The organism is Homoserinimonas sp. A447 (genome assembly GCF_054489325.1).
Map to the genome: position 1 here is coordinate 62083 of NZ_JBTMWW010000001.1, position 12046 is coordinate 74128.

Below are 12046 nucleotides of genomic sequence, written 5' to 3' on the forward strand. Positions count from 1 at the left end.
GTTGCTAGCTCTGATTGTGGCGGACCACGGTCAAACCATCATAAACAAATGTCTGCTTGATTAGTTTTATCTCCGAATTTGTTTGTTTGTCAACGAGTTTCAGGTTATTGTCATGGGCAAAGCTCCATGGTCGGATCATCGCTCATGGGCCGGATAAGGGAGTCACCCATGCGGGAACTGCACGGAATCGGAGTGGGACGCTCGGTCGCGTTCGGCCCCGTCTTGCGGATGCCCGACCCGCTGACCGAACCGGCCGAAACACCGCGAACGGCGGATGCCGACACCGAGCGTTCCGCGGTCACCGCCGCCCTCGCATCCGTCGCCGCCGAATTGAACGAACGCGGCCGGCAAGCCGGGGAAGAAGCGCAGGGAGTGCTCGAAGCGCAGGCGATGATGGCGCAGGACCCGGGCCTCATCGACGATGTGAACGCCCGTATCGAGGCGGGAAGCACTGGAGAGCGAGCAGTCTTCGACGCGTTCGCCGGCTTCCAGGAGATGCTCACCGCCATGGGCGGCTACATGGCCGAGCGGGCAGCCGACCTCGGCGACGTCTCCCAGCGGATCATCGCCACCCTGCGCGGGGTTCCCGCACCCGGCGTCCCCACCTCCGACCAGCCGTTCGTGCTGGTGGCGCACGACCTCGCCCCAGCCGACACTGCCCTTCTCGACCTTGCCAAAGTTGTCGCGCTCGTCACCCGCGACGGCGGACCGACCTCCCACACGGCGATCCTGGCCAGGGCGAAGGCGATCACCGCCGTGGTCGGGGTGGTGGATGCGGACGACCTCACCGATGGAACGCTGGTACTGGTCGATGCGGCCTCCGGAATCGTGACGGTATCGCCCGACGCAAGCCAGATCGCTGCGGCCGAAACCCGCACCGCCGAACTGCAGGCGATCAAGGCCGCACCGATCACCGATGGTGCGCTGGCCGACGGCGAGAAGATTCCGTTGCTGGCCAACCTCGGCTCGCCCAAGGACGCTGCGACCGCCGTCGAACTGGGAGCGGAGGGCGTCGGCCTGTTCCGCACCGAGTTCCTCTTCCTCGACGCGAAGACCGCGCCCACTGTCGAGCAGCAACTGGCCGACTACACCGCAGTGCTGGATGCCTTCCCCGGCAAGAAGGTCGTGGTGCGCTGCCTCGATGCGGGCGCAGACAAGCCGCTCAGCTTCCTGAACGACGCCGACGAGGAGAACCCGGCGCTCGGCCTCCGTGGGCTCAGGGCACTACGGGCGAACGAGCAGATCCTGCGTGACCAGCTCACCGCCCTGGCCCAGGCGCAGGAGGCGACCCAGGCGGAACTCTGGGTGATGGCCCCGATGGTCGCCGACGTGGAGGAGACCGAGTACTTCGTCGCGCTGGCGAAAGAGCTGGGCATCCGCGTCGCCGGGGTGATGGCCGAGATCCCGTCGCTCGCCCTGATGGCCGACCAGGTGGCATCCGCCTCAGACTTCGTCAGCATCGGCACCAACGACCTCACCCAGTACACGATGGCGGCCGACCGGATGCTCGGCACGGTGGCCTCGTACCAGGACCCGTGGCATCCGGCCGTCCTTCGACTGGTCAAGATGCTGGGGGACGCCGGCAAGGCATCCGGAACCCCCGTCGGCGTCTGCGGTGAAGCGGCCGCGGACCCGCTGCTGGCCGTCGTGCTGGTCGGGCTCGGCGCGACCTCCCTCTCGATGACCCCGGCCGCGCTCGCCGACGTCCGGGCCGAACTCTCCCGGCACACCCGGGTCGAGGCTGAGGCGCTCGCCGCAGCAGTACTCACCGCACCGACCGCGGCGGCAGCACGGGCCACCGCGGCGACGTCCCCCTGATCGCACCACCCATCCATCAAAATCCCGAAGAAAAGGAAACCGTCATGACAACGGAGTCACAGCCCCGCACCCGCGGTGGCGCACGTGTTGGTGTGCAGAGATTCGGCACCTTCCTCAGCGGCATGATCATGCCGAACATCGCCGCGTTCATCGCCTGGGGCCTCATCACCGCGCTGTTCATCCCGACCGGGTGGACGCCGAACGAGACCCTGGCGAGCCTCGTCGGCCCGATGATCACCTACCTGCTGCCGCTGCTCATCGCGAACACGGCGGGGCGGATGATCTACGACACCAGAGGAGGCGTCGTCGCCACCATCGCCACCATGGGCGTCATCGTGGGAACCGAGATTCCGATGTTCCTCGGGGCCATGATCATGGGACCGCTCGCGGCGTGGCTGATGAAGCAGACCGACAAGCTGTGGACGGGCAAGATCAAGCCCGGCTTCGAGATGCTGGTCGACAACTTCTCCGCCGGCATCCTGGGCGCGATCCTCGCCGTACTCGGCTTCTTCGGCTTCGGGCCGGTCATCCAGGGGCTGAGCAACGCCCTGGAGGCGGCAGTCGACTGGCTGGTGTCGCTGTCGCTCCTGCCGCTGCTGTCGATCTTCGTCGAGCCGGGCAAGATCCTGTTCCTCAACAACGCGATCAACCACGGCGTCTTCACCCCGATCGGAACACAGCAGGCCACCGAGACCGGCAAGTCGATCCTGTTCCTGGTCGAGGCGAACCCCGGTCCGGGTCTTGGTCTGCTGCTCGCGTTCGCTTTCTTCGGAATCGGGATGGCCAGGGCAAGCGCGCCAGGTGCGATCATCATCCAGTTCCTGGGTGGTATCCACGAGATCTACTTCCCTTACGTGCTGATGAAGCCGATCCTGGTGCTGTCCGTCATCGCCGGTGGCATGACCGGTGTCGCGACCAACGCCCTGTTCCAGAGCGGCCTGCGAGCGCCCGCCTCGCCGGGGAGCATCTTCGCGGTGCTGATCCAGACGGCCAACGACAGTTTCCTGGGAGTCATCCTCTCGGTGATCCTGTCGGCTGCGGTGTCCTTCATCATCGCCGCGATCATCCTCCGCGCCAGCCGCAAGAAGGACCTGGCCGCCGGTGGCGGCGACCTGTCCGCGGCGGTCGCGCAGACCGAGGCGAACAAGGGCAAGAGCTCCGCGGTGCTCGGCAACCTTGCCGGGACCGCAACGGAGGCGAGGATCCAGAAAGTGGTCTTCGCCTGCGACGCCGGCATGGGTTCCAGCGCAATGGGAGCATCCGTCTTGCGTAACAAGTTGAAGAAGGCTGGAATTGAGGGAGTGGCGGTCATTAACCAATCGATCGCCAACCTGGACGAGAGCGCGGACCTGGTCATCACCCACCAGGACCTCACCGACCGGGCGAAGGGCCAGGCCGGCGGAGCAGTGCATGTGTCGGTCGACAACTTCATGAACAGTCCGAAGTACGACGAAGTGGTCGAACTGCTCAGGCAGCAAGGCAACTAGCGAACGAGGGAGTTCCCCATGGGACAAGTACTGCAGCTGAGCCAGATCCGCACCGAGGGCGAGGCCACGACCAAGCTGGAGGCCATGCGCGAAGCGCACGACATCCTGGTCGGGGCCGGGGCGGTCACCGCCGCCTACCTGCCCGCGATGCTGGAGCGCGAGGCATCGGTATCGACGTACATGGGGAACTTCCTCGCCATCCCGCACGGCACCAACGAGTCGAAGGAGGCCATCCTCAAATCGGCGCTCTCGTTCGTGCGGTACGGCCAGCCGATCGACTGGGACGGCAACCCGGTGCACTTCGTGGTCGGCATCGCCGGCGTCGAGAACCAGCACCTGGACATCCTGTCGAAGATCGCCATTGTGTTCTCCGATGAGGACGAGGTGGATGCCCTGTTGAAGGCGTCCAGCGGCGAGGAGATCCTCGACATCCTGGGCGAGGTCAACGCCTGATGAAGGCCGTCCACTTCGGCGCAGGCAACATCGGTCGCGGCTTCGTCGGCCTGCTGCTGCATGAGGCCGGCTACGAGGTGGTGTTCGCTGATGTGAACGCCGAGTTGATCGACGCGCTCGACTCCGCCGATTCTTATGTCGTACACGAGGTGGGGGAGGGGGCTCGCGACCACACCGTCACCGGCTTCCGCGCGATCAACTCTGCGACAAAAACGAAGGAGATCGTCGCCGAAATCGCGACGGCGGATGTCGTCACCACCGCTGTCGGGCCGAACATCCTTCGTTTTGTCGCGCCGCTGATTGCTGAGGCGCTGGCGAAAAGGGCGGATGCTGCGCCGCCGCTGGCCGTGATGGCCTGCGAGAACGCGATCAACGCCACCGACCTGTTGCGCGACGAGGTCTCGAAGGTCGACCCTTTAGTGTTGGGCCGGGCCGTCTTCGCCAACACCGCCGTCGATCGCATCGTTCCGGCGCAAACCGGGGCTGGGCTCGACGTCACCGTCGAGACGTATTACGAGTGGGCGATCGACCGCGCGCCGTTCCGCGGCAACGAGCCGGCCATCCCCGGAGCGACCTACGTCGACGACCTCGAGCCGTACATCGAACGGAAGCTGTTCACGGTGAACACCGGGCACGCCACGATCGCCTATTTCGGGTTCCTGGCCGGCGCATCCGCCATCTCCGATGCCCTCGCGAACTCGTCGGTCGCGGATGCCGTCCGCTCGGTTCTCGACGAGACGAAGACCCTGCTGGTGGCCAAGCACGGCTTGGACGCGGATGCCCAGCAGCAGTACATCGAGAAGATCCTGGTGCGGTTCGCCAACCCGCACCTGCCGGACACGGTCGATCGGGTCGGGCGGCAGCCGCTGCGAAAGCTGGGGCGCAACGAGCGGTTCGTCGGGCCGGCGGCCGAACTGGCCGAGCGTGGCGTGACACCGACCGCGTTGCTGGCCGCGATCGGCGCTGCCCTGCAATTCGACGTGCCGGAAGACGAACAAAGCATCGAGCTGAAGCAGCTGCTCGCCGGCACGACCTCGGAGGAGTTCGTCATGCAGGTGTGCGGCATCGAGTCCGGGCATCCGCTCTTCGACCCCCTGCTGGCGACGGTAGCTGCCGCCCGCGCCGCCTGACCCGACCGCTCTGACCCGGCACGATGACGGTGTTTGTCGACGATGACGGTGGTTCGAGCATCCGCATCGTCGACAAACACCGTCATCGTTGACGCCGCAGTGAGAGCGGCTACGCCTTCCCGCGGATGATCGCCTGCTTCACTTCGGCGATCGCCTGGGTGATCTGGATGCCACGGGGGCACGCCTCGGTGCAGTTGAAGGTGGTGCGGCAGCGCCACACGCCTTCCTTGTCGTTGAGGATGTCGAGGCGGGTCTCCGCCCCCTCATCGCGCGAGTCGAAGATGAAGCGGTGCGCGTTGACGATGGCGGCCGGGCCGAAGTACTGGCCGTCCGTCCAGAACACCGGGCAGCTGGAGGTGCACGCTGCGCACAGGATGCACTTGGTGGTGTCGTCGAAGCGGGCGCGCTCAGCCACCGACTGGGTGCGCTCCTTGCCCTTCTCCACCTTCGAGTTCGTGATCAGGAAGGGCTGAACCTCTTTGAAGGAGTCGAAGAACGGCTCCATGTCGACGATGAGATCCTTCTCCAGCGGCAGGCCTTTGAGCGCCTCGATGTAGATCGGCTTGGAGATGTCGAGGTCCTTGATCAGCGTCTTGCAGGCCAGCCGGTTGCGGCCGTTGATGCGCATCGCATCCGACCCGCAGATCCCGTGGGCGCACGACCGACGGAACGTGAGCGAGCCATCCTGTTCCCACTTGATCTTGTGCAGCGCGTCGAGCACGCGATCGCTCGCGTACATCTGCACGTCGAAGTCCTGCCAGCGCGGTTCCGCATCCACTTCAGGGTCGAACCGGCGGATGATCAGGGTCACCGTGAACGACTGGATCGGCGCCTCGGGTGCCGGGGCTGCTTCGAGGGTTGCCGTGGACATCTAGTACTTCCTTTCCATAGGCTGGTAGCGGGTGATGGTCACCGGTTTCCAGTCCAGCCGAATGTGGTCTGCCGCGGTGGACGAGTGCGGGTCGCCTGCCAGGTAGGCCATGGTGTGCTTCATGTACGTCTCGTCGTCGCGGTCCGGGTAGTCGTCGCGCTGGTGCCCGCCGCGGCTCTCCTTGCGGTTCAGTGCGGAGTAGACGACGACTTCGGCCAGGTCGAGCAGGAAGCCGAGCTCGATCGCCTCGAGCAGGTCGGTGTTGAACCGCTTGCCCTTGTCCTGCACGGCGATCTGCGTGTACCGGGTGCGAAGGTCGCGGATGACTTCGGTCACCTCGGTGAGGGTCTCCTCCGTGCGGAACACCTGGGCGTTGCGGTCCATGTAGTCCTGCAGTTCCTTGCGGATGGCTGCAATGCTCTCGGTTCCGGTGGAGTCGCGCAGCATGGAGATGAGGCTGCGGATCTCGGCGGTGGGGTCCTCAGGAAGCGGCGCGAAGTCGGCATCCTTCACGTATGCGACCGCGTTGTTGCCCGCGCGCTTGCCGAACACGTTGATGTCGAGCAGCGAGTTGGTTCCGAGACGGTTGGACCCGTGCACCGAGACGCAGGCGCACTCGCCGGCGGCGTAGAGGCCGGGGACAACGGTGGTGTTGTCGCTCAGCACTTCGGCGTTCACGGTGGTCGGAATGCCGCCCATCGCGTAGTGCGCGGTCGGCATGACCGGCACCGGTTCGACGACCGGGTCGACACCGAGATAGGTGCGGGCGAACTCGGTGATGTCGGGCAGCTTGGTCTCGAGCACTTCGGCTCCGAGGTGGGTGCAGTCCAGGAACACGTAGTCCTTGTGCGGTCCGCCCCCGCGACCCTCGGCGACCTCTTTCACCATGCAGCGCGAGACGATGTCACGCGGGGCGAGGTCCTTGATGGTTGGCGCGTAGCGCTCCATGAAGCGCTCACCGTTGGCGTTGCGCAGGATGGCTCCTTCACCGCGGGCGCCCTCGGTGAGCAGGATGCCGAGCCCGGCCAGGCCGGTCGGGTGGAACTGGAAGAACTCCATGTCTTCCAGCGGCAGGCCCTTGCGCCAGATGATGCCGACGCCGTCACCGGTGAGGGTGTGGGCGTTGGATGTCGTCTTGAAGATCTTGCCGAAACCACCGGTCGCGAAGATGACAGCCTTACCGCGGAAGACGTGCAGGTCGCCGGTGGCGAGTTCGTAGGCGACCACTCCGGCGGGCTTCCGCACGCCATCGACCTCGGACATGATCAGGTCGAGCACGTAGAACTCGTTGAAGAAGTTGATGCCGTGCTTGACGCAGTTCTGGTACAGGGTCTGCAGGATCATGTGACCGGTGCGGTCGGCCGCGTAGCAGGAGCGACGAACGGCACTCTTGCCGTGGTCGCGGGTGTGACCGCCGAAGCGGCGCTGGTCGATCTTGCCTTCCGGCGTGCGGTTGAACGGCAGGCCCATGTTCTCGAGGTCGATGACCGCGTCGATGGCTTCCCTCGCCAGGATCTCGGCGGCATCCTGGTCGACCAGGTAGTCGCCGCCCTTGACGGTGTCGAAGGTGTGCCACTCCCAGTTGTCTTCCTCGACGTTGGCCAGGGCCGCAGCCATGCCGCCCTGCGCCGCGCCGGTGTGCGAGCGGGTCGGGTACAGCTTGGAGATGACCGCGGTGCTGACGTGCGGGCCGGCTTCGATGGCCGCACGCATGCCGGCGCCTCCGGCTCCGACGATCACCACATCGTGCTGGTGATAGTGGACTCCGTCAACGATCGTCGCCTCGGTTTCGGCCGGAACAGCATCCGCGAACAGGGAGCCGCTCAATTGATGTCCCCACAGAAGCTCGGCAGCAAGTGTGTCGCTTCGGTGACAGGGCAGGCTTCAAAGGTGTAGATCACGAGGGTTCCCAAAACGAGTAGTACGACGGTGGATGCGATGAGCGCACCCTTGAGCACGCGGTGCAGTAACGGGCCACGCGCGTAGTCGTTGATGAGTGTGCGCATGCCGTTGGCACCGTGGATGAGGGCGAGCCAAAGCAGCAGGGTGTCCCAGACGATCCAGAACGGGTCGGCCCACTTGCCGGCGACGAACGCGAAGTCGATCGCGCTGACGCCTTCACCGGCGACCAGGTTGACGAACAGGTGGCCGAAGATCAGCACGACCAGCACGACGCCGCTGGCGCGCATGTAGATCCAGCCCCACTTCTCCCAGTTGACGCCGCGACCGCGACCGCCACGATCCCGCGGAAATTCGATTGCACTCATGACTAACCCCCGAACACGTGCATGAGGTGGCGCGGCACGAACGCGGCCAGCAGGACGATCCAGAGCACGATGACGCTCCAGAACAACGGCTTGTGCAGCTTGGTGCCGAGGCTCCAGAAGTCGATCAGGATGATGCGCAGGCCATTGAGCGCGTGGAATCCGATGGCGGCGACCAGCGCGATCTCACCGAGGCCCATGATCGGGGTCTGGTAGGTGCCGATGACCGCGTTGTAGGCATCCGGGCTCACCCGGAGCAGCGCGGTGTCGAGGATGTGCACCAGGAGGAAGAAGAAGATGGCCACACCGGTGATGCGGTGAAGCACCCAGGACCACATTCCTTCGCGACCCCGGTACAGGGTCCCTGCCGGTGCTTTCAGTCTTGCACGCGGTCTTTTGCCATCTGGTCGGGCTTCGGCCAGGGCTCCCGCCGTAGTATCTGGCACGAGCAACCCTCCTTGCGGATGAATCAGCCCCTGCACGCGGGGCGAGCGAATGTACTTGTCTGGAACCCTCCCAGTCTATTCCCGGTTTCGCCGCTGTTTCCCCACCGCCCCTCGCCTGCGGGTTTCTCCAGCCACGCCCATAGTTCCCGTTCCGGAGGATAGTGCCTGTTCCGCGGGGCACATTCCTCCGGAACGGGAACTATCCTGACGGTCGCTGGCGAATCGCTCGGGCAAGCTACCGTTGGGGGCATGGATGCACTCGATCGGTTCTACTCCGTCATTCCCGCGGGCGGCATCGGCTCCCGGCTCTGGCCGCTGTCCCGGGCGGATGCGCCCAAGTTCCTCCACGACCTGACCGGCACCGGCAAGACCCTCCTGCGCGGAACGTGGGAGCGGCTCGAACCGATCAGCGGTGCCGAGCGCATCATGGTCGTCACCGGTCGCGCCCACCGTGCGGCGGTGGAGGAGCAACTGCCCGGCCTGCTCGACCACAATGTCGTGCTCGAGAGCGAGCCGAAGGATTCGTCCGCGGCGATCGGACTGGCCGCGGCCATCCTGAACCATCGTGAACCGGGCGTGATCATCGGCTCCTTCGCTGCCGACCATGTGATCACGGATGTTCGTGGTTTCCGCCGCGCGATCGTGGAGGCGGTTGCTGCCGCCGATGCCGGCTACATCGCGACGATCGGTATCACCCCGACGGAGCCTGCGATCGGTTTCGGGTACATCCACTGCGGCGATCGGCTGACCATCGATGGCGCGCCATCCGCTTTCGCTGTCGACACTTTCGTTGAGAAGCCGGACTTCGAGGTGGCCGAGCGGTACCTGGCCGAGGGCGACTACCTGTGGAACGGCGGCATGTTCATTTCCCGGGCGGATGTTCTGCTCACCCAGTTGGGGGAGTCGCGCCCCGAACTGCTGGAGGGCCTGGACGAGCTGGCCCGCGACTGGGACACTCCGCGCCGCGGGGCGACCGTCGACCGGGTGTGGCCGAAGCTGGAGAAGATCGCCATCGACTACACGGTCGCCGAGCCCGCCGCGAAAGCCGGCCGCCTCGCGGTCATCCCCGGGGACTTCGACTGGGACGATGTCGGGGATTTCGCCTCCATCGGCAAGCTGCATTCGGGCGGTCGGTCGTCGAACCTGGCGATCCTGGGCGACAACGCCCGCGTGCTGGCGGATGCGTCGAGCGGCGTGGTGGTGAGCCAGAGCGGGCGGTTGATCTCGCTGATCGGCGTCACCGACATCGTCGTGGTGGATACACCAGATGCCCTGCTGGTGACGACGACAGCCAACGCCCAGCGGGTGAAGGCCGTCGTCGACGCGCTCAAGTTCTCCGGCCGCGGCGACGTTCTATAGTGGCGATGACCTCCCGCATCCCGCTCATCATCGACACCGACACCGCCCAGGACGACTGTGTCGCCCTGCTGGTCGGCCTCCTCGACCCGCTCGCCGACCTGCGGGCGATCACCATGGTCGCCGGCAATGTCGGCTTCGACCGGCAGTTGAAGAACGCCTACCTCACCCTGAACGCGGCGGGCCGCCTCGGCGATGTGCCGATCCACCTGGGCTGCCGACGCCCGCTGGTGCGTGAGTGGGTGTCCGCCGAGAACGTGCACGGCGATGGTGCCGGCGGCCTGGAGATGGACTTCGATGGTCTGCTCCCCGAACAGCAGCACGGGGTGGATGCCCTCATCGAGCTGGCAGCGGAGTCGCCGGGCGAGCTGACCATCGTCTGCATCGGTCCGCTCACCAACATCGCGATGGCGACCGTCAAGGACCCGGAGTTCGTCAGCAACGTGAAGGCCCTCTACATCATGGGCGGGTCGAACAACGGGCGGGGCAATATCACCGCCGCCGCCGAGTACAACTTCTATGTGGATCCGGAAGCTGCCGAGACGGTGTTCAAGGCGGGGTTCGACGTGACGGTGGTCCCGTGGGACCGCCTGACCCTGCGCGACGCCGTCTTCTCCCGGGAGCAGCTGGACGAGGTTGGGCGGATCGGCACCGGGCTCTCCGACTTCTTCGTGCGGGTCGTCGGATCGACGCTCGCGTTCGACGAGAGCGTGGGGATCGCCGGGTCCACGCATCCGGACTCCCTGACGGCCGCCGTGCTGCTGCATCCGGAACTGGTCACCGGTGACGCCCAGTACGCGGTGGCGATCGAAACCGCATCTGAGCTGACCCGCGGCTACTCCGCGATGTCGTGGGGTGTTCACGGGCTGCCGGGGAATGCCAGGGTGATCGAGTCCATCGACTCGGATGCCTTTTTCCGGTATGTGATTTCGCTGCTGGAGCGGCACGTCGTTCCGCAGCGTCGATTCCACTGAACCGGCATGCTCAAATGAGCGCATCCCAGCTTGGTAACGTCTCGGTTACCGTCACCGGATTCGCTCAGCCCGTCGGTAACAATAGGTAATCTGATTCACATCCGCCCTGGTATGGCCGGGGCTTGCATCTGGAGGAAATCTAGTGAACGTAATCACTCGCAAGCGCGGGCTTGCCGGGATGGCCGTCATCGGCGCCGCCGGTATGCTCCTGGCTGGTTGTGCAGCCGCCCCTGACGACACCGAAGCCCCGGTCGACGAAGTCGACTACCTGGCTTGCGCCGTTTCCGACGAGGGCAGCTGGAACGACAAGAGCTTCAACGAGGCAGCCTATGAAGGCCTGCTCAAGGCGGAGTCCGAGCTGGGCGTGCAGGTCAGCGACGCTGAGTCCCACTCGATCGAAGACTTCGAGCCGAACCTCGCCGCCATGGTCGCTGAAGGCTGTGACGTCACCTTCGCGGTCGGCTTCAACCTGGTCGGCCCGGTCAACGCAGCAGCCGCAACCAACCCCGAAATGAACTTCGTCACCATTGACGGATGGTCGGAAGGCAACGCCAACCTCAAGCCGATCGAGTACGCGACGCAGGAGTCCAGCTACCTCGCCGGCTACCTCGCAGCCGCCTACAGCACCTCGAAGGTCGTCGGCACCTACGGCGGAATGAACATCCCCGGTGTCACCCCGTTCATGGACGGCTTCTACTACGGCGCCAAGGCGTACGAGGCTGAGACCGGCACTCCGGTGACCGTGCTCGGCTGGGACCCGGCCACTCCGGACGTCGGTGACTTCGTCGGCAACTTCGAAGACACCGGTGTCGCGAAGAGCATCAGCGCAGGCCAGATCGAGAAGGGTGCAGACGTGATCTTCCCGGTCGCCGGCAGCCTCTTCAGCGCCACCTCCGAGGCGATCAACGAGTCCGGCAAGGACATCGTCTTCATCGGTGTCGACAAGGACATCGCGCTGACCAGCCCGGAGTACGCAGACCAGGTCCTGACCTCGGTTGAGAAGAAGATGACGGATGCCGTCTTCGACGTCATCAACGAAGCGATCGAGACCGGCGAGTTCAACGGTGAGGCCTACCTCGGCACGCTGGAGAACAACGGAACCGGCCTGTCCGAGTTCTACGACTTCGACAGCAAGATCGGCGCTGAGGTCAAGACCAAGCTCGATGAGCTGAAGGCCGGCATCATCGATGGCAGCATCGACCCGATGGCGTAACCAGAAGCACTAGCTGGACCTGAGTCGCCGGGGC

At 65.3% G+C, this 12046-nt stretch carries 11 protein-coding genes; 7 read left to right on the plus strand and 4 right to left on the minus strand.

Annotated elements, in window-relative coordinates:
• Positions 1–168 precede the first annotated feature (168 nt).
• From ptsP to ACX3O0_RS00330, 4 genes are read left to right on the plus strand one after another with little or no spacing between them, the layout of a single operon-like run.
• Positions 169–1818, plus strand: coding sequence for a phosphoenolpyruvate--protein phosphotransferase (ptsP, locus tag ACX3O0_RS00315; protein WP_459106371.1), 1650 nt, complete (start codon positions 169–171; stop codon positions 1816–1818).
• Positions 1819–1862: 44 nt separating this feature from the next.
• Positions 1863–3305 (plus strand): PTS mannitol transporter subunit IICB, encoded by a 1443-nt coding sequence (locus ACX3O0_RS00320; protein WP_459089936.1) that lies wholly within the window; start codon positions 1863–1865, stop codon positions 3303–3305.
• A gap of 18 nt (positions 3306–3323) precedes the next feature.
• Positions 3324–3758: a PTS sugar transporter subunit IIA gene (locus ACX3O0_RS00325; RefSeq protein WP_459089938.1), complete on the plus strand. Its 435-nt coding sequence runs from the start codon at positions 3324–3326 to the stop codon at positions 3756–3758.
• Complete coding sequence (locus ACX3O0_RS00330; protein WP_459106372.1) at positions 3758–4888, plus strand: mannitol-1-phosphate 5-dehydrogenase; 1131 nt, start codon at positions 3758–3760, stop codon at positions 4886–4888. Before ACX3O0_RS00325 ends, ACX3O0_RS00330 begins: the two co-directional genes overlap by 1 nt.
• Positions 4889–4997: 109 nt before the next feature.
• Here the strand turns inward: ACX3O0_RS00330 and ACX3O0_RS00335 are convergent, their stop codons facing one another.
• From ACX3O0_RS00335 to sdhC, 4 genes are read right to left on the minus strand one after another with little or no spacing between them, the layout of a single operon-like run.
• Positions 4998–5759 carry a succinate dehydrogenase iron-sulfur subunit gene (locus ACX3O0_RS00335; RefSeq protein ID WP_459106373.1) on the minus strand — a complete coding sequence of 254 codons (762 nt, stop codon included), beginning with the start codon at positions 5757–5759 and terminating at the stop codon, positions 4998–5000.
• On the minus strand, positions 5760–7586 hold the full coding sequence (sdhA, locus tag ACX3O0_RS00340) for a succinate dehydrogenase flavoprotein subunit (protein ID WP_459089944.1): 1827 nt from the start codon (positions 7584–7586) through the stop codon (positions 5760–5762). It abuts the gene before it with no gap.
• Positions 7583–8026, minus strand: coding sequence for a succinate dehydrogenase hydrophobic membrane anchor subunit (locus ACX3O0_RS00345; RefSeq protein ID WP_459089946.1), 444 nt, complete (start codon positions 8024–8026; stop codon positions 7583–7585). The genes sdhA and ACX3O0_RS00345 overlap by 4 nt, the downstream gene beginning before the upstream one ends.
• 2 nt (positions 8027–8028) lie before the next feature.
• Positions 8029–8445, minus strand: coding sequence for a succinate dehydrogenase, cytochrome b556 subunit (gene sdhC / locus ACX3O0_RS00350; RefSeq protein ID WP_459091422.1), 417 nt, complete (start codon positions 8443–8445; stop codon positions 8029–8031).
• 273 nt (positions 8446–8718) lie between these two features.
• Between sdhC and ACX3O0_RS00355 the strand changes: the two genes are divergently transcribed.
• The 3 genes from ACX3O0_RS00355 to ACX3O0_RS00365 all read left to right on the plus strand — a co-directional run bounded on the left by ACX3O0_RS00355 (position 8719) and on the right by ACX3O0_RS00365 (position 12012).
• A complete protein-coding gene (locus ACX3O0_RS00355) occupies positions 8719–9828 on the plus strand; it encodes a mannose-1-phosphate guanylyltransferase (protein WP_459089948.1) in 1110 nt (369 codons plus the stop codon).
• A gap of 5 nt (positions 9829–9833) precedes the next feature.
• On the plus strand, positions 9834–10799 hold the full coding sequence (locus ACX3O0_RS00360; protein ID WP_459106374.1) for a nucleoside hydrolase: 966 nt from the start codon (positions 9834–9836) through the stop codon (positions 10797–10799).
• Between the two features lie 142 nt (positions 10800–10941).
• The gene (locus ACX3O0_RS00365; protein WP_459106375.1) at positions 10942–12012 is read left to right on the plus strand and encodes a BMP family lipoprotein; all 1071 of its coding nucleotides are present in this window, start codon (positions 10942–10944) and stop codon (positions 12010–12012) included.
• The last annotated feature ends 34 nt before the right edge of the window (positions 12013–12046 follow it).

What these genes read in the sequence shown, in the direction of transcription:
- ptsP (WP_459106371.1), top strand. Translation starts at nt 169, where the DNA reads ATGCGGGAACTGCACGGAATCGGAGTGGGACGCTCGGTCGCGTTCGGC.
- ACX3O0_RS00320 (WP_459089936.1), top strand. Translation starts at nt 1,863, where the DNA reads ATGACAACGGAGTCACAGCCCCGCACCCGCGGTGGCGCACGTGTTGGT.
- ACX3O0_RS00325 (WP_459089938.1), top strand. Translation starts at nt 3,324, where the DNA reads ATGGGACAAGTACTGCAGCTGAGCCAGATCCGCACCGAGGGCGAGGCC.
- ACX3O0_RS00330 (WP_459106372.1), top strand. Translation starts at nt 3,758, where the DNA reads ATGAAGGCCGTCCACTTCGGCGCAGGCAACATCGGTCGCGGCTTCGTC.
- ACX3O0_RS00335 (WP_459106373.1), bottom strand. Translation starts at nt 5,759, where the DNA reads ATGTCCACGGCAACCCTCGAAGCAGCCCCGGCACCCGAGGCGCCGATC.
- ACX3O0_RS00345 (WP_459089946.1), bottom strand. Translation starts at nt 8,026, where the DNA reads ATGAGTGCAATCGAATTTCCGCGGGATCGTGGCGGTCGCGGTCGCGGC.
- ACX3O0_RS00355 (WP_459089948.1), top strand. Translation starts at nt 8,719, where the DNA reads ATGGATGCACTCGATCGGTTCTACTCCGTCATTCCCGCGGGCGGCATC.
- ACX3O0_RS00360 (WP_459106374.1), top strand. Translation starts at nt 9,834, where the DNA reads ATGACCTCCCGCATCCCGCTCATCATCGACACCGACACCGCCCAGGAC.